Below are 19583 nucleotides of genomic sequence, written 5' to 3' on the forward strand. Positions count from 1 at the left end.
GAGCAAGACGATGAACAAGGTCATTCACATCACCCTGCGCGGTGAGCTGCAGGTCTTCGCCGACGCCGACCTGAATGCCTGCATCCGAGAGGCGAACAGGCTCAACGCTGAACGCGGACTCACCAGCGGCGTGCGTGTTGTTGAGTGCGAAGACGGACTTCGAATGACGGCAGCCGATTGCAAGGCTGCCGCCCGATCCTCTCTATGAGAGCGCATCGGTTTGCACTCAGCGTTACTGCCATAACGTGGCTGGCAGGCCGCCCATAAGTAGCTTGGGTTGAGTGCAAACCGATGCGGAAGAGTCCACACCGCGCAACGCGGCCCCCTGCATCCCCTTCCCCCTCCACCTCACCCGCAAGCACTCACCCCTGCGCCCAACGGCATAGAGCGGGCAGCTGAGTGCTTTCGAGTGGACTTGGATAAACACCCCGCCGATCTGGAGGCGACCATGACCTACGAAGTGACCATCGAGGAGTTCGTCCTCCAGTGCAACGTAACGCACTGCGTTTCAGTGAAGGGCGATCCAACGTCTTGGGCTAGTCCGGACGATTACTACGGCTACAGCGAAATGGAGTTCGAAATCGTCTCTGGTTACACCTACGACGAGAGCGACAACGTCGTGGATATCGGCAAGAACGGTTGTGCTGCGATTGCCGAGCGCCTGGCCGAAGAGATCGAGGAAAAGCTGTGGGAGCAAGTTGCCGCAGAGCGGGAGGATGCCTGCGACTACGAAGACCGCGATTACGGCGACTGGGAGGCAGCATGAGCAAGCATGATATCGCCGTCGGCATGATTGATTCGCGCTTCGAGGCGCTGAACGCCGGCAACTCAACTGCCACCCTGCATGCCGAAACGAGCATGGCCATTGAAATGGCTCACTCACTCGGCGCGATCTGTATGGACGAACATCGCACCTACAATCTTCGCCTCAATCGAATCTACGAGGCTCAATCAGAAGGCAGAGCACAAGCACTCGGGAGAGCGTCATGACCATCATCGCGAGAAACGCCAAAGCAATGACCGAAGCCCTGAATCGTCAGGGCTTTTTTCTGGTCACTGATTTGCCAAAGCGCATCAAGGTTCAGGTCCGGCGCGGCATGCTGGTTGTGAGGCTGTCGTGAAGCGCCTGGCTACCCGCTCCTACACCTTTCAAGAGCTGCTGAACCGTATTGACCTCGAATACTGGCGAGTACGCCACCACGGTCAGGAGCAGTACACGTTCGTCCCGCTTCAATACTGGGGAGGTGATTGATGAAGCCCTTCTACTGGCTGCTCGTTGTCTTCACTGTCTTCTGGTGGGGCATGTACGCCGAAATGCGCGAGATTCATTTGCAGGCCCAGTTGCCGATGGCGGTGTCGCGATGACCAGTCACCAGCGTGCACGTCGGCTGCTGATCTGGCGCGGCAGCTTCCCCGCCATCGCCTTCTTCACCATCTGGATGCTGATCAGCGCTTTGGCTGATCGCGTCACTCAATAACTCACACCTTCAATCGCTGCGCACGTCGCGGCAAGGATCACCCATGGAAAATTCACCGGTTGAAGTAACCGTTTCCGACTTTGCCGTAGAGATCACGCCGGAAATTCTCGCCAAAGCATTTTGGGGGATGGACACCCAGCAACAGGCTGACTTCTTCGAGTCGCTCGCCAATCACATCGAGGCATCCAGCCCGCACGCGTACGGCTTCGGCGAGATGCAGTGGTGCTTCCTGCAAGACGAACTGCGCCGACCAGGTCGCGAGCAAGCCAACAAAATGCACATGGCCCTTTCCGCATTCGCCTTCGACTTCTGGCCTCAAAAGCTGGATGGCGCGCGCACCGGCCTGTAACTGGAGAGCAATCATGTCCGAACAGAATATGCGGATCTGGGGCCAGGTCGAGAAGACCGACACCCGGTTCACCAAGAAAGCCAAGGTCAACGGGCAGGACATTACCAGCCTGAGCGGTACCGCGATGGTCATGAAGGCCACCGAGCTGTTTGGTCCGGTCGGCATCGGCTGGGGCTGGAAGATTATCGAAGAACGCTTCGATGAGGGGCACGAAATCTTCACCGGCGAAGGCGACAAGCGCGCATGCATCGGTCGCGAGATCGGGCACACGGTAAAAATTGCCCTTTGGTTTATGCAGGACGGCCAGCGCGGCGAGATCGAGCAGTATGGCTGCACCCGCTATCAGTACAAGACCAGCTACGGCATGACGACTGATGGCGAGGCGCCAAAGAAATCGCTGACCGACGCCATCAAGAAGGCCCTGTCGATGCTCGGCTTCAGCGCCGACGTGTTCCTTGGCCTGTTTGACGACCAGACCTACGTCGACCAGCTCAAAGAGGAGCAGGCCATCGAGCAAGCCGCAGACAAGGATGCCGAGATCCTGCGTCAGAAGCAGGAGCGTCTGGATTGGCTCAACTCAGCAGTCGAAACAATCGGCAAGGCCGTGACTAGTCATGAGCTGAAAATGCTGAACGTCAAATACATCCGGGAGGCGACTCGGCGCAATGAGCCGACTTTCATCGCCCGGATAACTCGCGCATTTGAAGAGCGACAAGCATCGCTCAATGCTGGTAAGGAGAACGCAGCATGACCCAGCTCTACGCACTCACCGGCAAGCTCGCCGAACTTCAGGCCATGGCCGACACCGATGATGAGGGCCTGAAAGAGGCCCTGCAGCACGCCATGGACGAGATCGCCGGCGACTTCAACGAGAAGGCCGACAACATCGTCATGCTGCGCCGGAACATCGAAAGCGACGTAACCGCCATCGACAACGAGATCGAGCGCTTGGCCGAACTCAAGCGCATCAAGTCGAACAGTGTCACGCAGATCAGCGACTACCTGCGCCGGAACATGGAAGCCGCGAACATCAAGACGATCAAGCGACCACTGTTCACCATCACCCTTGCCGCCGGCCGCGAGAAAGTTATCGTCGACAACGAGGACGCCGTTCCAGATGAACTGACGGTCGTGAAGTCCAGCATCGCCCCGGACAAGACCGCGATTGCCGCGAAACTCAAGGAAATCCGCGAGCACAACGAAGCAGTGCGCAAGCGCATGGCCGCCGGCGAAGACGCGGAACATGAACTCATCGAAGAGCCTGCCTACGCACACTTGGAGCGCGGCGACAGTTCGATCCGGATCAAGTGAGGCTGCCATGACCCCTGCCGAACTCCAGCAAGCCATCAGTAAGTTCGAAGCCTCCGGCGGCCAGGTGCAGGTCATCGCCGATTCCTTCAGGGCCTATCCAGACCCTTTATGTGTGGCGGTACCGCCAATCGATGCCGACCTGGTCGACGCGATTCGTGGTTACACCACACTCGGCGTCTGCGCCGCAGCCAAGGGCCTGGGCAAATCCACCCGAACCATCAACTACATCGCCGCGCTGTACGGCATCAAGTTCGCCACGCCCACCAGTGCCACCCTGGAGGAGCGCCGCAAGGAAGAGGCGAAGCTGGTACCGCGCATTCGGCGGATGGCCAAGGCCAACATGAGCCAGATGGCAATCGCCGAGCAACTCGGCATTGGTCGCATTGTCCTGCGGCGCATCGCCCGCTACCACGGCATCACCCTCAACTCACGAGCATCTTGATATGGACCCAGCAATCGAAAAAGCCCTTGAGCGGCAAAGTGCATTGGAGGCGGCGAAAGCTGCCTTTTTTGCCTCTGGTGGCCAGGCTCAACTGATTCCGACCGGCGTTGGCAAGGACAGCCCGGGCGTCGTGCAGGCGCCAAAGCCAGCCTACGGCTACCGGACGATCGAGGCGCAGAAGAGCAAGCGCGGCCGGGTCATCGGTGATGAGGACAGAGCGGCGCTGGCCGCCCAGCTGATGGAGTGCAAGGCCGCTGGCATGACGCGCTACAAGGCCAGCAGACATCTGGAAATCAGCGAAACGTTGTGCCGGCGGTTGATCGCCGACTTCTCGCTCGACTTCCCGGCATCAGCATGAAGCGCATCAGCAACCAGGTGCGCCAGCGCCGAAGACAGACATGGCTGGATATACCGGCCCACGGAATTGAAGAGGCAGGCCATGGCCAAGAGCAATGCGGATCGCTCAGCGAAAGCCTCGGCGAAGAGGAAGGAGCGCGGCGAAGAGGAAATCAGGCTGCACTGCCTTCCCGGCACTCGCCAAGCCCTTGCTGAACTGATGGCCTGGAGCGGCATCGAGGAACAGGGCGAGGCCATCACCCTAATGATTCACCACCTGCACGGCCTTGGCCCGGGCGGATCCCTTCCCCTGCTCACCCCGCCGCGACACAAATACGTGATACCCGAAAACGTGTCGCGGAAATTGAAACTCGCCCACGACCGCGAAGCCTTGCGCATCGCCCATGACGAATAATTTCACCCTGTGAGGTTTCACTATGAAAGCCAAAACAGCTTCAATCAAGATTGACGACTTCAAGATAAAGGGACCGTCCGATCGGATGGCCCAACTGCTGATCGCCGGCCTGCTCACCCAGGCGCTGCCACCGGTAGCGAATGTTCAGCCGATTGCGCCTTCCGCCATTCCCGCCGTCGGCGAGTACTGGCCGGGCCAAGGCGGCATCAATGGCGGTTTCGTCTCAGCGCGCGGCGATGTTCCCGCCCACTACCTGATCTTCGCCGAAAAAGACGTTGGCAACCATGAATGGGGCAATCGCGGGAAGGATTCAGGCGCCACCAGCAAGACGGATGGCCACGCAAACAGCCTGATCCTACTGGCCGACGGTGATCATCCTGCGGCAAATGCCGCTGACGATTACGCGGCCGACGGGCACAGCGACTTCTTCCTGCCGGCCGCTGCCGAACTGTATCAGGGCTGGCTGAACTGTCCCGAGGTGTTCGCCCAGGACTGCTGGTACTGGTCGAGTTCGCAGCGCTCCGCCTACGGCGCATTCGTCATGCTCTTCGGTGATGGCCTTCAGGGCAACTACGGCAAGAGCAACGAGCTCCGCGTCCGCCCCGTCCGCAGATTCTTCATTTAATCCTTCATTCATTCGTTCTTGATCCGGCACCGGGCGCAGCAGCGCCTTTTTTGTTGCCTTCGAAAAGAGGAAAGACCCATGACCGCAGCAGCTCAAGCAGCACCAGTAGTGACCCTCCCCGCAATCGGCCAGCCCTATGGCGGCGGCTTCTTCTCCGGCATCACCCGCGACCCGGACACCGGCAAGCGCTATCTGAACATCACCGCCGGCGCCGAGCACGAATTGATCGGTGCCTGGGGCAAATACGGCGAGAAGATCGAGGGCGCTGACAGCTTCACCAATGGCCGGGCCAATACCGAGGCCATGGCCGCCGCTGGCAGCGAGTTGGCTCAGAAGGCTCTGGCACTGCGCATCGGTGGTTACGATGACTGGGCGATCCCGGCACGCGATCAGCAGGAGTTGCAGTACCGCCACTTCAAACCGACCACGGAAGCGAACTGGCAGTATGGGCGCAGCGGCGACAACCCAAACAGCGAGCCTGTTGGCCTGCTGCACACCGAAGATTCGCCAACACAGACCACGCTGGAAGCCTTCCAGGTTGGTGGCGCTGAAGCCTTCAAGCCCACCTGGTACTGGTCGAGTTCGCAGCGCTCCGCCAACGACGCATTCGTCATGCACTTCGATGGTGGCGGTCAGTACAGCTTCGGCAAGGTCATCGAGCTCCGCGTCCGCCCCGTCCGCAGTCAATTGATTGATTAATTCGTTTATTTAATCCGGCCGCTTGCGGCCGGTTGCTCTTGGAGAGCGCGCCCATGGCGATGCACACGGACTTGCAAATCTACAAGGCTTCGCTTGGCCTGCTTCAGATGGCCACGAACCTCACCCGCAACATACCCCGAGATCTGAAGCAGTCTCTCGGGAAGCGCGTGATCGATGAGTGCATCGACGTGCTGATGTTGATTGCCCGGGCCAATTCGACCCCGGACAAGCGCCCACACCTGACCTTGTTGGTTGAAAAGGTCCAGGTGATCGAGTTCTTGATGCGGCTATTCAAAGAAAGTCGATTCATCAGCGTCCCGCAGCATGCCAATGCAATAGAGGTCACAACCTCGATTGGCAAACAGGCGAATGCCTGGAAACGCTCCACCCCAACCGCGCCCGCCACCTGAGAGTCACGGCTTTCAGGTCTGTGCGAATTGAATCTGGTCGTGCCGCTGACCTCTGGGTCACCGCCATGCGCATCAGGGATACCGACGGTCTAAAGCGTCCGCGCAGGTCCCGCGCAGTTTCCTCGCCGATCGGCTTTGCCTTCGGTGTGGCGACGTAGATAGCACGATAGGTCGCAGCGCTCCGCCAACAACGCATTCAACATGAACTTCGATGATGGCAATCAGAACAACAACGACAAGAACAACGAGCTCCGCGTCCGCCCCGTCCGCAGATTCGACTGTTGGCCCCTACCCATTCAGCGAGCTTGTTCAGGCCTACTACGACTGCCGCCGCACGAAGCGCAATAGCGCCAGCGCATTGGCCTTCGAGATGGATCTGGAAAAGAACCTGATCGGACTTCACAGCGACCTGATCGCCGGCACCTACCGGCTAGGCCGCTCCATCTGCTTCGTGGTCACCAGACCGAAAGCCCGCGAGGTTTGGGCGGCAGCGTTCCGGGATCGCGTCGTCCACCACCTGCTGTACAACCGTGTGGCACCGCGCTTCTACGCCAGCTTCATAGCGGACAGTTGTGCATGCATTCCTGGGCGCGGCACGCTGTACGCAGCGAAGCGACTTGAGGCGAAGATCCGCAGCGCCAGCCAGAACTGGTCGAAGCCGATCTTCTACCTGAAGTGCGACCTGGCCAACTTCTTCGTCGCCATCGACAAAGAAGTCCTGCGCCAGCAGCTGGCCGCCAAGATCACCGAGCCATGGTGGCTGGCACTCGCTGAACAAATCCTGATGCACGACCCTCGCGAAGACTACGAAGTACGCAGTCCGGCCCACCTGTTCAACCGGGTACCGCAGCACAAGCGACTCACCGCGCAGCCTGCCCGACTCGGCCTGCCGATCGGCAATCTTTCGTCGCAGTTCTTCGCCAACGTCTACCTCGACGCGCTGGACCAGTTCGCCAAGCACCAGCTCGGCGCCAAGCATTACGTCCGCTACGTCGATGACTTCGTGTTCCTGCATGAATCGCCGCAGCAGCTCAACCAGTGGCTGGCCCAGGTCGAAGCCTTCCTTCCCAGCCTGGGCGCCAAGCTGAACCCGACGAAGACCATCCTGCAACCGGTGGATCGAGGCGTCGATTTCGTGGGCCACGTCATCAAGCCATGGCGCCGAACAACCCGCAAGCGATCACTGGCCCAGGCACTGAAGCGAACAGCCTCAGCGCCCGCCGAGGACCTTCGCGAAACCGCCAACAGCTACTTCGGCCTGCTCAGTCAGGCCAGCCACAGCCAGAAGCACCGCGCAGCCCTGGCAAATGTCGTGCTGAAGCGCGGCAACACGGTAAACGCGGCGCTGACCAAGACTTACGCGAAGAAATAACCCGTCCCCTTCAACGAATCACGCCAGCCGGCGAGGATCCCCTATGTCCGAAGAACAATCTCCGGCCTCCCGCGATGAGCGCCTGGTCACCCTTCCTATGTGGATCATCGAGGCTGTGCGTGCAGAAGTTCGCCTTGAGTCTCACGTCTGGTCGGACATGGCGCGGCACGTTGAGGCGTCGCTGGCTCAGGGCGAACAGGTGCTGCCCTGCGACGTGAAGCTTCCCCCGGCCACGGTGTTCTGCAAAGGCACCAAGGTCAGCACGCTGATGCTCGGCATTCAGCAGCGGCTGAAATTCCCCGCTCACGCTCGCGAATTCGAAAAAACCTGAACCACTCCGCCGAGGAAGCCTTATGGAAATCACTTACGGCTCGGTCTGCTCCGGCATCGAGGCGGCAACGCTTGCATGGAAGCCACTCGGCATGCGAGCCGCCTGGTTCGCCGAGATTGAGGCTTTCCCCAGCGCGGTGCTGGCCCACCATTACCCGAACACGCCGAACCTCGGCGACATGACGAAGCTCGGGGCCCTGGTCCTGGCCGGCAAGATCGCCGCACCCGACGTACTGGTCGGCGGCACCCCATGCCAAGCGTTCAGCGTCGCCGGCATGCGCCAGGGTCTGCTCGACCCGCGCGGCGCCCTCACCATCAAATACGTGGAGCTTGCAGATGCAACTGACTATGTTCGCGCCGGCCAGCGAAAGCCCGCCTGCGTTGTCGTCTGGGAAAACGTCCCAGGTGTCCTCAGTGACAAAGGGAACGCCTTCGGATGCTTTCTTGGCGCGCTTGCTGGGGAAGACTGCGAACTGCAGCCTTCAGGGAAAAAATGGCCGAACGCTGGTTGTGTGTATGGACCCAAAAGAACAATCGCGTGGCGGGTCCTGGACGCCCAATATTTCGGACTGGCCCAACGACGCCGCCGTGTGTTCGTTGTCGCAAGTGCTCGAGACGGATTCGATCCCACCGAGGTACTTTTTGAGCGAGAAGGCCTGCGCCGGGATACTGCGCCGCGCCGAGGCCAGGGGCAAGACGTTACCGGAACAGCTCCTTTCGGCCCTGCGCTCCAGTGCGGATGCGGAGAAGTTTTCGCCGAAGAACTCGGACCGTACGGCTGCGTAAATTGCGAAGGGGACGAAGGCCCGGCGGTCTCGATGTTCGGCGGGATACCGGCGTTCGGCGGGCACAGCCTGGTCGGCTCGATCGAGCAGGCGGCCACCCTGACGGCCAAAGACACCCGCATGGACATGGAAAGCGAGACGTTCTTCGTCGCACCGACGCTTGCCGAGGGCGCTCGCAAGTCTGGCGGATACAGCTACGACGATGTGCCCTGCGTTGCCGCGACACTTGATGCGAGCTACGGCCGGCTTCAAGGCTGCTCAGGCCAGGATGCGAACCACGGTCACAGCCACCTCGTAGTGCACGGAACACAAGACCCTTGCATCAGCATTGAACAAGCCCACACCCTGGGCCGAAACAACGGGCAGGAGAATGCGGTACTGGCGTTTACCCAGAACAGCCGCAGCGAGGTTCGCTACATCGGTACTGACGGGCAAGTAGTCGGAACTCTTGCCGCAGAGGCAGGTGCTCAACAGCAAAATTATATTCACTGCCGCGACGTGGCTCAGACCATTACCAGCAATTATGGAAAGCAGTTGGACAACACGAACTCGGCGTTGGGGCCAAACATCGTTGCTGAGCTTTCGCCTACGTTGCGCTCCGGAAACATGCGCAACAACAGTAATCCGGTTACCGAGGCCGATATGTTGGTTGGTGGCCCAGCAGTTCGCCGCCTCACCCCCCGCGAGTGCGAGCGTCTCCAGGGTCAGCCCGACGACTACACGCTGATCCCTTGGCGCGGCAAGCCCGCTGCGGAATGCCCAGACGGGCCGCGCTACAAGGCGATCGGCAACAGCAAGGCCGTCACCGTCGTTCGCTGGATCGGCCAGCGGATCCTCAAGCAGATCACAGCCAGCCCATACGGATGATCGAGTCGATCAGTCCGACAACGGCAGTGATCAGGTTTATCCATTTGTTCATTTTTTGAACCCTCAATTGGCTCTAAGAGGACAAGGACAATTCCTGTCCATGTAGAAGGCCAATTGATTCCAGCACCCTCCACCGCCCGGGCATGACCCGGCATAGGACTCGCATGTTCAAAAATCAAGACTACCTCGTAGAGTTGCTGAGCTACGACCCTGGCAGCGGGCTGTTCACGTGGCGCGTTGACCAAGGCAGTGCGAGGGCTGGATCGGTCGCGGCAACCAAGCCACCAATGGCTACTTGGTCGTGATGGTCGACAAGAAGTACCAGAGCCTGCACCGCATGGCCTTTGCCTTCATGGGTCAGGAGGTGCCGGACTGCGTCGACCATATCAATGGTGACCGCACAGACAACCGCTGGTTGAATCTACGGGCGGCGACTGCGATCGACAACGCCAGAAACCAGCGGCTCCACCGAACAAACTCAACCGGATTGCCGGGCGTCATGTGGGATCAGCGCTCATGGTGGCGAGCATACGGCTATCTCGGCGGCCGCTATTTGGCACTCGGTCGATACCAATCGCTGCTCGATGCGGCGGCAGCTCGTAAATCATTCGAAAGCCAGAACGGCTACCACTCCAACCACGGGAAATAGCCCCGTGCCCACAGAAAACCGACATGGCCCGCTGAGTTATCCGCTTGAATTCATTTAGGGTCGTCGCAGCGCCGAGCTTCTCGAATGAAAAACGCACCCACAATCACGGGCAGCAGACCAAGCAAAACAATGTCCCAAGCCTTATGTTCGACCGCATTCCAGATAACTACAAACTGCAACACTCCGCACCAAATGAAGTATTTCGTCATGTCTGAGTAAGCCATCGCTGCCCCCTCCTTCGATTTACAAAACAATTTAGCTGAGTATTGGCGAGGTATCCCCATGCCCACAGAAAACAAGCCGTCCGAGCTTCATACCGAAGTGAAGCGTTACCGATTCAAAGGCGCTGCCGGAGAATACGTTTATGCCGGTGACTTCGACCGGGTCACCGCCGAGCGTGAAGCCCTGCAGCTGCGCCTGAACGCAGCGGATCAGCGGATTGATGAGCTGACCAAGCCCCAGGGCGAGCAGGTGGCATATATGCCGGTTGAGCGCTGCTACGACGTCCGCGCGAAGATGATCATTGCGTTCAACGAAGCCAGGAAGAGCGGCGGTGATTTGGATGACGCGCTCGATGCCGCATACAAGTCAGCCTTGCGCTTCTCACAAAACCCGCTGGCGGCCGAGCAGCACGATCGTTCTCCAGAGGACTATGCAATTGAGCATGCCGAGTACATGGCCAAGTCAGCGGATGACGTGCTGGCGAAGTTCCAGGTGTATGGACTGGCTCTGCTCGCCGTAGATGAGGGCGTCGACGATGGCGAGGATGAGCTGCTGGAGAATATAGGGTCCGCCCGCGGCGACCTGCAGGAGTCACTGGTGGATCTGCGCAGCATGGTCTACGAGTTTCGAAAGCGTGCCGCCAAATCCCGATAGGAGTACATCTGTACTCCACCCGCAAATCTACTCCCTCCCCCTTCAAAGTCAGCCGCTATAGCGGCAAGGACGAAGTCATGCCTGAAGAAAATAAACCGGCTTGGCCAGAGCACTACCGCTATATCGACACCATCGGGCCAGAAGGTCTTGAGGTGCACTGCATCACCTACCAGGTGATCGGTGAAACAGCGCAGTGCTACTACATCGGCGACAAGCACACCTGCGATCTGGTCAACGGCCCGCAATACAGCTGGACCGCAGACGCAGTGAAGAAGCACCGAAAACGCGTCCTGAAGGAAGGCGGCACCTGGGGCCGTCGCTTCGCCTACACGGATAAGGCCTTGGCGCTTCGCTCGTACAAAGCGCGCAAGTCATGGCAGCTGCGCCATGCGCAATTGTCGATGGAGCGAGCCCTGGCGGCCATTGGGTATTTCGGCAACCTCGAAGTTGAAAGCACGATCCCGGCCGGGGCCGTGACAATTCCGAGCGAATACATTCAGGGCCTGGGCTGGGGGGATTACTGATGCTCCTGACCTGCATGGCCGTCTGCGCCCTCTTCTTCTGGCTTCCATTGGCCCTGACCATAAAGGCGGTGATCGGATGAGCGACTACACCATCATGGTCGGCGATTGCTTGGAGCTCCTACGGCGAATGCCGGACAGCAGCGTCGACAGCGTCGTGACTGACCCACCGTACGGCATCTCCTTCATGGGAAAGAAATGGGACTACGACGTGCCGGCAACTGAAGTGTGGGCAGAGTGCTTGCGCGTGCTGAAGCCCGGCGGGCACTTGCTCGCCTTCGCCGGTACTCGCACCCAGCATCGCATGGCTGTCCGCATCGAGGACGCCGGGTTCGAGATCCGCGACATGATCGCCTGGGTGTACGGCTCCGGATTCCCGAAGTCGCACAACCTCGACGGGGAGCACGACGGTTGGGGCACGGCACTGAAGCCAGCGCTGGAGCCAATCACTGTGGCACGCAAACCGTTCTCTGGAACGGTGGTCGCAAATGTCCAGGTCCACGGTACAGGAGCATTGAACATTGACGGGTGCCGCGTGCGCGCCGCAGACGCAATGACCTTGGCAAAGAACTGGAACAGACTGACCACCGTTGATATGCGTGGCGGGAACTATGTCGGGGGCAAGTCGGGAAAAATACCCCGTACGGCCGAAGCTTCGGATCTCGGCCGGTGGCCGGCAAACTTGATTCACGACGGAAGCGCTGAGGTCATCGCCGCGTTTCCGGATGCGCCCGGACAACTCGCCGCCACCAGCACCAGCGACACCCAGCGCGCCGGACAGAACGTTTACGGCAACATGAAGCGCGGACGAGGCACCGAGGCCAGTGCCAACAACGAAAATGCAGGAGTTGTCGGCTTTCAAATGAAGCCCGGCGCACGACGGCTCGACAGCGGAAGCGCCGCCCGATTCTTCTACTGCGCCAAAACCAGCCGCAAAGACCGAAACGAGGGCCTGCTCAGCTCGGACGCTCCCGCTGTCGCCAAGGATGCAACCATGCGCGACTGCGAAACAGCCGAGTGGAGTGCTCGAAACGGTAACAGTCATCCCACGGTCAAGCCCACCGATCTGATGGCCTACCTGCTGCGCTTGGTGACACCGGCCGGCGGCGTCGTTCTAGATCCATTCATGGGCAGCGGAAGCACCGGCAAAGCCGCAATGCGCGAAGGTTTCTAGTTCACCGGCTGCGAGATCGACGAGCAGTACGCGGCGATCGCCCGGGCGCGTATCGATCACGAAATCACCCGACAGCAAGAGCTGCAAGCCGAATCTGATCAGCTCGATCTATTCGGCACCGCCTAACCCCTCTTCCACCTACCAGCCTGCCGGTGAACGGCGGGCGAGGAATCCACGTGTCTGATCTGAAAGTAATGGCGGCCGAAGCCGCGCTCAAGAATATGGTGCAGAGCTCGCATTTCAGTATCTGCACGCTCGACACCATCATAAAAATGATGGATGTCAAACCAGACAGGGAGGCTTACAGCATCCTGCACACCCTGCACTGCGTCGACTACAACCAGATGCGACCCGAGCTTCTCCAGGCTCTACCGGATCTGATCGCTACCGTCTTGCGATCGCCTTCGTTCGAGGCCAGCCGAATCAACATCGTTGCCGACGGCACGGGCCTTCGCCTCATCAAACATTAAAAACCACCTTCTGCCGCCATGCGCGGCGTGGAGCATCATCATGCAGTACGACATCCACGAGCGTCGTGAGGATGGCGGTGTCGGCCGCCTGCTCGACGTCATCGACCGGCAACCCGAACATCACAGCAACGGACAGTTCGTCGAGTTTGACGGCGACCTGTTCCCGGTCCTGACTGGCCTTCGCGACTTCATCATCGTCCCGGCCACGCGCTGGGCCGAGGCTTCGGCTGGCACCTGGAGGAAGGCATGAGCGCAGAACTTGCCCTGCTTCCCCGCTTTATCCGCGCGACCGATGCGCCCGCCTATCTCGGCATGTGCCGAGCCGAGTTCAAAAACACCGTCCGCCCCCACGTCAGGGAGTTCCCCATTGGAAAACAGGGGGTTGCCTTCGATCGGCTTGAGCTGGACGCGTGGGCGAATGCCTACGTCGAGTCGATGGCAATTGAAAAAGCCAGCAATGAGGACAACAATCCGCCCCGCAGTGGGCGCCAAGGAGCTAATAAATGGCGCGAAAAACAATCTCCGGACTCTACGAGAGGAACGGGATTTGGCACATCGACAAAGTCGTCCGAGGTCAGCGACTTCAGGAAAGCACTGGAACAAGCGAAAGGCAGGAAGCGGAGCAGTACCTGATTCACCGCCTGGAGAAGCTCAGGCAGGAAAAGGTATATGGCGTGCGCCAGGTGCGAACCTGGCGGGAGGCAGCCACCAAATTTCTGGTGGATTTCAAGGACCAGGCCTCGATCGCGCTTTCCGCTTCCCACATTGACCAGCTTGATCCTTACATCGGTGATCTGCCGATTACGCATATCGACGACGGCACCCTGGCCGCCTTCAAGCGCGATCGGCAGAAACCGACGAAAGCAGAAAATGGGAAGGTGAAGCCAGGCGTATCGAACAGGACGGTGAACATCGCCCTGCAGCGAGTCGTCCGGATATTGAACCTGTGCCACAGGAAGTGGCGAGACGCAGAGAAGCGGCCGTGGCTGGATAGCGTGCCGATGATCTCGATGCTGGAGGAAAGGAAGTCGAGCAGGAAGCCCTACCCTCTGTCGTGGGAAGAGCAATCGATGCTGTTCGCCGAAATCCCCGATCACCTATTGAGGATGGCTCTCTACAAGGTGAACACGGGATGCCGGGAGCAGGAAGTGTGCAAACTTCGGTGGGATTGGGAGATACGAGTGCCTGAGCTGGGAACGAGCGTGTTTCTGATTCCGTCGGAGTTCGGCGGTAGGCATGAGAAGGCGGGGGTGAAAAACAGGGACGAGAGGCTGGTGGTGCTGAACCGTGTCGCGATGTCGATCATCGATGGGCAGCGAGGCTTGCACAAAACCTTCGTCTTCCCATATGGGCATCCTGATCAGTACGGCCCGACCGCCGTTCACCGGATGAATGACAGCGCATGGAAGAGTGCCAGGATCAGGGCGGCGGCGAAATGGGAGAAGGAACACAAGTCGCCAGCTCACCCTGGGTTCCGATCGATCAGGGTTCACGACTTGAAGCACACCTTTGGCAGAAGGCTACGTGCAGCGGGCGTGACAGAGGAAGATCGAAAGGCACTGCTTGGACACAAGAACGGCAGCATTACGAGCCACTATTCTACCGCAGAGCTTGAGCATTTGATTGAGGCGGCAAACAAAGTGTCAGCCACCGATTCGCGAGGACCGGCGCTGACCATCTTGAGGAGGAAAACGGGATGATCCCCCGCAAAAGTCCCTACGCGTAAAAAAGCCGAACTGGCTAGAGTTCGGCTAAGTTACTGAAAAATATGGTCGGGACGGAGTGATTCGAACACTCGACCCCTAGCACCCCATGCTAGTGCGCTACCGGACTGCGCTACGCCCCGACTAGGCGTGAAACTTGTTCCTCTTCTCGAGGGACTTTCAAGAATATATCGCAAGCTTTTGAAAACTGGAAGTATTTAAAAGCAGGAATTTATTTCTTGAGCACAATCAGCACATCTTCCAGCTCGGCAATCATCTGGCGGATCATCTGTTTGTATTGGGTGGTGTCGTCTTTGGCTTCATCACCGGACAAGCGCAGGCGCGCGCCTCCGATGGTGAACCCCTGATCGTAAAGAAGTGCGCGGATCTGCCGGATCATCAGCACGTCCTGGCGCTGATAATACCGGCGGTTTCCGCGGCGTTTGACGGGGTTGAGTTGAGGAAACTCCTGCTCCCAGTAGCGCAGCACGTGTGGTTTTACCGCACACAGCTCGCTGACTTCACCAATGGTGAAGTAGCGTTTGCCTGGGATGACGGGTAGCTCGTCGTTATGACTTGGTTCCAGCATAAGCCTCAACTCGGGCCTTCAACTTCTGCCCTGGACGAAAGGTGACCACACGGCGTGCCGTGATCGGGATTTCTTCACCCGTTTTCGGATTGCGGCCAGGCCGCTGGCGTTTGTCCCGAAGGTCGAAATTGCCGAAACCGGACAATTTGACTTGTTCGTTGTCTTCAAGAGCGTGCCTGATTTCTTCAAAAAACAGTTCGACCAATTCCTTGGCCTCCCGTTTATTCAGGCCCAGCTCCTCATACAGACGTTCCGCCATCTCAGCTTTCGTCAGAGCCCCCATACGTCACTTCCTTAACGTGGCGTTCAACCTTTGTTCGAGCGAGGTGAGGATGTTTTGCGTTGCGGTATTCACCTCATCGTCATTAAGAGTGCGCGATGGATGCTGCCAGGTCAAGCCAACTGCAAGGCTTTTTCTATCAGGATCAATACCTTTACCCTGATACACGTCAAACAGCCTGAGATCTGTGAGCCATTCACCTGCATTTTCACGGATTACGTCCAGCACAGCCGTCGCTGCGACGCTTGTGTCCGCAATCAGCGCCAAGTCACGACGCACTTCAGGAAAACGCGATAACTCACGGAATTCAGGCATTTTGCCCGAAGCCACTTCCGCCAGAACCAGCTCAAAGACGAAGACCGGACGATCAAGACCCAGCGTCTTCGACAATTCCGGATGGATAGCACCGACAAAACCAACCAGACGACCTTCACGCTCGATGCGCGCGGTTTGACCCGGGTGCAATGCCGGGTGTTTGCCCGGGATGAACGTGAATGCGTCCAATGCACCCGCGAAGCCAAGCACCGCTTCCACGTCAGCCTTGACGTCGAAGAAGTCGACGACATCGCGACCCTGTGCCCAGCCTTCCGGCAGACGGCTGCCGCAAACCACACCTGCCAGCATTGGCTCTTGCTTCAGGCCATCGAGCTGGCCGACGAAACGCAGACCGCTTTCGAACAGGCGAACGCGATCCTGTTGACGGTTCAGGTTGTGCTGCAACGCCTTGACCAGACCTGGCCACAGCGACGAACGCATGGCCGCCATGTCGTTGGAAATCGGATTGGCCAGCAACAACGGCTCTACACCCGGATTAAACAGTTCGAACTGTTTCGGATCGATGAAGCTGTAGGTAATCGCTTCCTGATAACCACGAGCCACCAGCAGACGGCGCAGTTCAGGCAGATCGCTACGCGCCTCTGCCTTGGCTTGTGGCGCCAAGCGGGCTTGCGGGTAACGAACCGGCAGACGGTTGTAGCCGTACAGACGGGCCAGCTCTTCGATCAGGTCGACTTCCAGGCTGATATCGAAGCGATGGCTCGGTACATCTACACGCCACTGCCCTGCTCCATCGACGGTAATGGTCAAGCCTAAAGCACTGAGCAGACGCTCGACTTCGGCCGAATCCATTTCCATGCCCAGCATCTGAGTGATGCGTTGGGCGCGCAGGGTGATCGGTGCAATCGACGGCAAGTGCTGCTCGCTGACGGTCTCGATAATCGGACCTGCTTCACCACCGGTGATTTCCAGCAGCAGGCCAGTGGCGCGCTCCATGGCTTCACGGGCCAGCTGCCAATCCACGCCACGCTCGTAACGATGCGAAGCATCGGTGTGCAGACCATAGGAACGGGCTTTGCCAGCGACGGCGATCTGATCGAAGAACGCACTCTCAAGGAAGATGTCACGGGTGGTCGCGGTGTTGACGCCGCTGTGCTCGCCCCCCATGACGCCGGCGATGGCCAGGGCACGGGTGTGGTCGGCAATCACCAGCGTATCGCTACGCAGGCTGACTTCCTGACCGTCGAGCAGCACCAGCTTCTCACCCTCTTCGGCCATGCGCACACGGATACCGCCATTGATTTCGGCGAGATCGAAGGCGTGCAGAGGCTGACCCAGTTCCAGCATCACGTAGTTGGTGATGTCGACGGCAGCATCGATGCTGCGCACATCAGCACGCCGCAGACGCTCAACCATCCACAGCGGCGTAGGCCGGGACAGGTCGACGTTACGAATGACGCGACCGAGGTAGCGCGGGCATGCAGCAGGCGCTAGCACTTCTACCGATCGCACCTCATCGTGCGCGGCAGGAACCGCAGCCACCACCGGACGTACCACTGGAGCGGCGTACAGTGCGCCGACTTCACGCGCCAGACCAGCGAGGGACAGGCAGTCGCCCCGGTTCGGGGTCAGATCGACCTCGATGCTGGCGTCTTCCAGATCCAGATAGACACGGAAATCCTCACCCACCGGTGCATCGGCCGGCAATTCCATCAGACCATCGTTGCCTTCACCAACCTGCAACTCGGATTGCGAGCAGAGCATGCCGTTGGACTCGACACCACGCAACTTGGCTTTCTTGATCTTGAAGTCGCCCGGCAATTCGGCGCCGATCATCGCGAACGGAATCTTCAGGCCCGGGCGCGCGTTTGGCGCTCCGCACACGACCTGGAAGGTTTCCGCACCATTGCTGACCTGGCAGACACGCAACTTGTCGGCGTCCGGGTGCTGCTCGGTGCTCAGCACCTCGCCCACCACCACGCCACTGAAAACACCGGCGGCCGGCGTAACGCTATCGACCTCAAGACCGGCCATCGACAGACGAGCAACCAGCTCGTCGCGACTCACTTGCGGGCTGACCCAGCCACGCAACCACTGTTCACTGAATTTCATCCTGCTCTCCTAAGAATTCGTTACGACTAGCGAAATTGCGCGAGGAACCGCAAGTCGTTGTCGAAGAACAGACGCAAGTCGTTCACGCCGTAACGCAGCATGGCCAGACGCTCAACGCCCATGCCGAAGGCAAAGCCGGAAAACTCTTCCGGATCGATCCCGGACATGCGCAGCACGTTCGGGTGAACCATGCCGCAGCCCATGACTTCCAGCCAGCCTGTCTGTTTGCAGACGCGGCAGCCTTTGCCGCTGCACATCACGCATTCCATGTCGACTTCAGCGGATGGTTCGGTGAACGGGAAGTACGAAGGACGGAAACGCACCGCCAGTTCTTTCTCGAAGAACACCCGCAGGAATTCTTCGATGGTGCCTTTCAAGTCGGCAAAATTGATGTCGCGATCGACCAACAGGCCTTCGACCTGGTGGAACATCGGCGAGTGGGTGATATCGGAGTCGCTGCGATACACACGGCCTGGGCAGACGATGCGGATCGGTGGCTGTTTGGACTCCATGGTGCGGACCTGTACCGGCGAGGTATGGGTACGCAACAGCATGTTCGCGTTGAAATAGAAGGTATCGTGCATCGACCGGGCCGGGTGGTGGCCTGGGATGTTGAGCGCTTCGAAGTTGTGATAGTCATCTTCGACCTCGGGGCCTTCGGCAATGCCGTAGCCAATGCGAGTGAAGAACTGTTCGACGCGTTCCAGCGTACGGGTTACCGGATGCAGACCCCCGGAGGTCTGACCGCGGCCAGGCAGAGTCACGTCAATGGACTCGGCGGAGAGTTTGGCAGCCAGATCGGCTTCTTCAAACAACGCCTTGCGCGCATTAAGGACTTCTGTAACACGCTCCTTGGCAACGTTGATCAGCGCACCGACCTGCGGACGCTCTTCAGCCGGCAAATTCCCCAGGGTCTTCATCACCTGAGTCAATTCACCCTTTTTACCAAGGTAGTGAACCCGGATTTGCTCCAGGGCATTGATATCTTCAGCGCTTTGCACAGCCTCTAGTGCTTGAGAGACGAGCGCGTCCAGGTTTTCCATGTACAGACTCCAGATACAAAATAGGGGAAGAGCTTGAAGGCTCTTCCCCTATTTATGACGTTTAACACCAGACCCCACAGATGCGAGGCCGGGTGACTGTCGGGGGTACTTAAGCCAAGGTGGCTTTAGCTTTCTCGACAATCGCAGCAAACGCCGCTTTTTCGTTCACTGCCAGATCAGCCAGAACCTTACGGTCGATCTCGATGGACGCTTTTTTCAGGCCGGCGATGAAACGGCTGTAGGACAGACCGTTGATACGAGCACCAGCGTTGATACGAGCGATCCACAGAGCGCGGAACTGACGTTTTTTCTGACGACGGTCACGGTAGGCGTATTGGCCTGCCTTGATTACCGCTTGCTTGGCAACACGGAATACGCGGGAGCGTGCGCCGTAGTAGCCTTTAGCAAGTTTCAGAATTTTTTTGTGACGCTTACGGGCAATGACGCCACGCTTTACACGAGCCATGAGTT

The 19583-nt window shown here is 59.0% G+C and carries 30 protein-coding genes and 1 tRNA gene; 24 read left to right on the forward strand and 7 right to left on the reverse strand.

Translation table 11 applies throughout. The features are described from left to right. The first annotated feature begins 10 nt into the window (after window positions 1-10). From EIY72_RS03985 to EIY72_RS04065, 17 genes are all read left to right on the forward strand, one after another. On the forward strand, window positions 11-208 hold the full coding sequence (locus tag EIY72_RS03985) for a hypothetical protein (protein WP_093218128.1): 198 nt from the start codon (window positions 11-13) through the stop codon (window positions 206-208). Between the two features lie 207 nt (window positions 209-415). After that, window positions 416-766, forward strand: a complete 351-nt coding sequence (locus EIY72_RS03990) for a hypothetical protein (RefSeq protein ID WP_132680108.1) — start codon at window positions 416-418, stop codon at window positions 764-766. After that, window positions 763-990 carry a hypothetical protein gene (locus EIY72_RS03995; protein WP_093218123.1) on the forward strand — a complete coding sequence of 76 codons (228 nt, stop codon included), beginning with the start codon at window positions 763-765 and terminating at the stop codon, window positions 988-990. Before EIY72_RS03990 ends, EIY72_RS03995 begins: the two co-directional genes overlap by 4 nt. Next, on the forward strand, window positions 987-1121 hold the full coding sequence (locus EIY72_RS30200; protein ID WP_269457297.1) for a hypothetical protein: 135 nt from the start codon (window positions 987-989) through the stop codon (window positions 1119-1121). Before EIY72_RS03995 ends, EIY72_RS30200 begins: the two co-directional genes overlap by 4 nt. Window positions 1122-1521: 400 nt before the next feature. Then, window positions 1522-1827: a hypothetical protein gene (locus EIY72_RS04000; RefSeq protein WP_093218121.1), complete on the forward strand. Its 306-nt coding sequence runs from the start codon at window positions 1522-1524 to the stop codon at window positions 1825-1827. A gap of 13 nt (window positions 1828-1840) precedes the next feature. After that, the gene (locus tag EIY72_RS04005; protein WP_093218119.1) at window positions 1841-2578 is read left to right on the forward strand and encodes a hypothetical protein; all 738 of its coding nucleotides are present in this window, start codon (window positions 1841-1843) and stop codon (window positions 2576-2578) included. After that, complete coding sequence (locus tag EIY72_RS04010; protein ID WP_093218117.1) at window positions 2575-3138, forward strand: siphovirus Gp157 family protein; 564 nt, start codon at window positions 2575-2577, stop codon at window positions 3136-3138. The genes EIY72_RS04005 and EIY72_RS04010 overlap by 4 nt, the downstream gene beginning before the upstream one ends. Window positions 3139-3145: 7 nt before the next feature. Continuing rightward, complete coding sequence (locus EIY72_RS04015; protein WP_093218115.1) at window positions 3146-3580, forward strand: hypothetical protein; 435 nt, start codon at window positions 3146-3148, stop codon at window positions 3578-3580. A 1-nt stretch (window position 3581) separates the two neighbouring features. Beyond that, window positions 3582-3938 carry a hypothetical protein gene (locus tag EIY72_RS04020; RefSeq protein ID WP_093218113.1) on the forward strand — a complete coding sequence of 119 codons (357 nt, stop codon included), beginning with the start codon at window positions 3582-3584 and terminating at the stop codon, window positions 3936-3938. A gap of 81 nt (window positions 3939-4019) precedes the next feature. Continuing rightward, window positions 4020-4331, forward strand: a complete 312-nt coding sequence (locus EIY72_RS04025) for a hypothetical protein (RefSeq protein ID WP_093218111.1) — start codon at window positions 4020-4022, stop codon at window positions 4329-4331. A gap of 22 nt (window positions 4332-4353) precedes the next feature. After that, entirely contained in the window at window positions 4354-4956 is a 603-nt protein-coding gene (locus tag EIY72_RS04030; RefSeq protein WP_093218108.1) for an Lcl C-terminal domain-containing protein, read from the forward strand. Between the two features lie 78 nt (window positions 4957-5034). Next, window positions 5035-5655: an Lcl C-terminal domain-containing protein gene (locus EIY72_RS04035; RefSeq protein WP_093218106.1), complete on the forward strand. Its 621-nt coding sequence runs from the start codon at window positions 5035-5037 to the stop codon at window positions 5653-5655. A 53-nt stretch (window positions 5656-5708) separates the two neighbouring features. Further along, window positions 5709-6065: a four helix bundle protein gene (locus EIY72_RS04040; protein ID WP_093218104.1), complete on the forward strand. Its 357-nt coding sequence runs from the start codon at window positions 5709-5711 to the stop codon at window positions 6063-6065. 211 nt (window positions 6066-6276) lie between these two features. After that, window positions 6277-7437 (forward strand): RNA-directed DNA polymerase, encoded by a 1161-nt coding sequence (locus EIY72_RS04050; protein WP_165939583.1) that lies wholly within the window; start codon window positions 6277-6279, stop codon window positions 7435-7437. Window positions 7438-7480: 43 nt separating this feature from the next. Continuing rightward, window positions 7481-7768 (forward strand): hypothetical protein, encoded by a 288-nt coding sequence (locus tag EIY72_RS04055; protein ID WP_093218100.1) that lies wholly within the window; start codon window positions 7481-7483, stop codon window positions 7766-7768. 22 nt (window positions 7769-7790) lie between these two features. Then, entirely contained in the window at window positions 7791-9419 is a 1629-nt protein-coding gene (locus EIY72_RS04060; protein ID WP_093218097.1) for a DNA (cytosine-5-)-methyltransferase, read from the forward strand. Between the two features lie 304 nt (window positions 9420-9723). Next, window positions 9724-10068, forward strand: coding sequence for an HNH endonuclease signature motif containing protein (locus EIY72_RS04065; protein WP_093218094.1), 345 nt, complete (start codon window positions 9724-9726; stop codon window positions 10066-10068). A gap of 50 nt (window positions 10069-10118) precedes the next feature. On the opposite strand, the gene EIY72_RS29855 is transcribed toward EIY72_RS04065, so the two are convergent. Then, on the reverse strand, window positions 10119-10292 hold the full coding sequence (locus tag EIY72_RS29855; protein ID WP_157720929.1) for a hypothetical protein: 174 nt from the start codon (window positions 10290-10292) through the stop codon (window positions 10119-10121). A gap of 58 nt (window positions 10293-10350) precedes the next feature. Between EIY72_RS29855 and EIY72_RS04070 the strand changes: the two genes are divergently transcribed. The 7 genes from EIY72_RS04070 to EIY72_RS04100 all read left to right on the forward strand — a co-directional run bounded on the left by EIY72_RS04070 (window position 10351) and on the right by EIY72_RS04100 (window position 14809). Then, the gene (locus EIY72_RS04070) at window positions 10351-10944 is read left to right on the forward strand and encodes a hypothetical protein (protein ID WP_093218092.1); all 594 of its coding nucleotides are present in this window, start codon (window positions 10351-10353) and stop codon (window positions 10942-10944) included. 77 nt (window positions 10945-11021) lie between these two features. Further along, window positions 11022-11468 (forward strand): hypothetical protein, encoded by a 447-nt coding sequence (locus EIY72_RS04075; RefSeq protein WP_093218089.1) that lies wholly within the window; start codon window positions 11022-11024, stop codon window positions 11466-11468. A gap of 76 nt (window positions 11469-11544) precedes the next feature. After that, window positions 11545-12639 (forward strand): DNA-methyltransferase, encoded by a 1095-nt coding sequence (locus EIY72_RS04080; protein ID WP_093218086.1) that lies wholly within the window; start codon window positions 11545-11547, stop codon window positions 12637-12639. 176 nt (window positions 12640-12815) lie between these two features. After that, on the forward strand, window positions 12816-13109 hold the full coding sequence (locus tag EIY72_RS04085) for a hypothetical protein (protein WP_132680110.1): 294 nt from the start codon (window positions 12816-12818) through the stop codon (window positions 13107-13109). Window positions 13110-13149: 40 nt separating this feature from the next. Further along, entirely contained in the window at window positions 13150-13359 is a 210-nt protein-coding gene (locus EIY72_RS04090; RefSeq protein WP_093218082.1) for a hypothetical protein, read from the forward strand. Continuing rightward, on the forward strand, window positions 13356-13742 hold the full coding sequence (locus tag EIY72_RS30075) for a hypothetical protein (RefSeq protein WP_231985537.1): 387 nt from the start codon (window positions 13356-13358) through the stop codon (window positions 13740-13742). The genes EIY72_RS04090 and EIY72_RS30075 overlap by 4 nt, the downstream gene beginning before the upstream one ends. Then, window positions 13628-14809 (forward strand): tyrosine-type recombinase/integrase, encoded by a 1182-nt coding sequence (locus EIY72_RS04100; RefSeq protein WP_231985590.1) that lies wholly within the window; start codon window positions 13628-13630, stop codon window positions 14807-14809. The genes EIY72_RS30075 and EIY72_RS04100 overlap by 115 nt, the downstream gene beginning before the upstream one ends. 69 nt (window positions 14810-14878) lie before the next feature. On the opposite strand, the gene EIY72_RS04105 is transcribed toward EIY72_RS04100, so the two are convergent. From EIY72_RS04105 to rplT, 6 genes are all read right to left on the reverse strand, one after another. Continuing rightward, a tRNA-Pro gene (locus EIY72_RS04105) sits at window positions 14879-14955 on the reverse strand. An 89-nt stretch (window positions 14956-15044) separates the two neighbouring features. Next, complete coding sequence (locus EIY72_RS04110; RefSeq protein WP_093218077.1) at window positions 15045-15401, reverse strand: MerR family transcriptional regulator; 357 nt, start codon at window positions 15399-15401, stop codon at window positions 15045-15047. Continuing rightward, window positions 15382-15684, reverse strand: a complete 303-nt coding sequence (gene ihfA / locus EIY72_RS04115; protein ID WP_002553164.1) for an integration host factor subunit alpha — start codon at window positions 15682-15684, stop codon at window positions 15382-15384. The genes EIY72_RS04110 and ihfA overlap by 20 nt, the downstream gene beginning before the upstream one ends. A 3-nt stretch (window positions 15685-15687) precedes the next feature. After that, window positions 15688-18069 carry a phenylalanine--tRNA ligase subunit beta gene (gene pheT, locus EIY72_RS04120; protein WP_093218074.1) on the reverse strand — a complete coding sequence of 794 codons (2382 nt, stop codon included), beginning with the start codon at window positions 18067-18069 and terminating at the stop codon, window positions 15688-15690. 26 nt (window positions 18070-18095) lie between these two features. Beyond that, entirely contained in the window at window positions 18096-19112 is a 1017-nt protein-coding gene (gene pheS, locus EIY72_RS04125) for a phenylalanine--tRNA ligase subunit alpha (protein WP_007992477.1), read from the reverse strand. A gap of 109 nt (window positions 19113-19221) precedes the next feature. Further along, the gene (gene rplT, locus EIY72_RS04130; RefSeq protein WP_007905879.1) at window positions 19222-19578 is read right to left on the reverse strand and encodes a 50S ribosomal protein L20; all 357 of its coding nucleotides are present in this window, start codon (window positions 19576-19578) and stop codon (window positions 19222-19224) included. Between the last annotated feature and the right edge of the window lie 5 nt (window positions 19579-19583).

The sequence above is a fragment of the Pseudomonas vancouverensis genome (genome assembly GCF_004348895.1).
Taxonomy (GTDB): Bacteria; Pseudomonadota; Gammaproteobacteria; order Pseudomonadales; family Pseudomonadaceae; genus Aquipseudomonas; species Aquipseudomonas vancouverensis.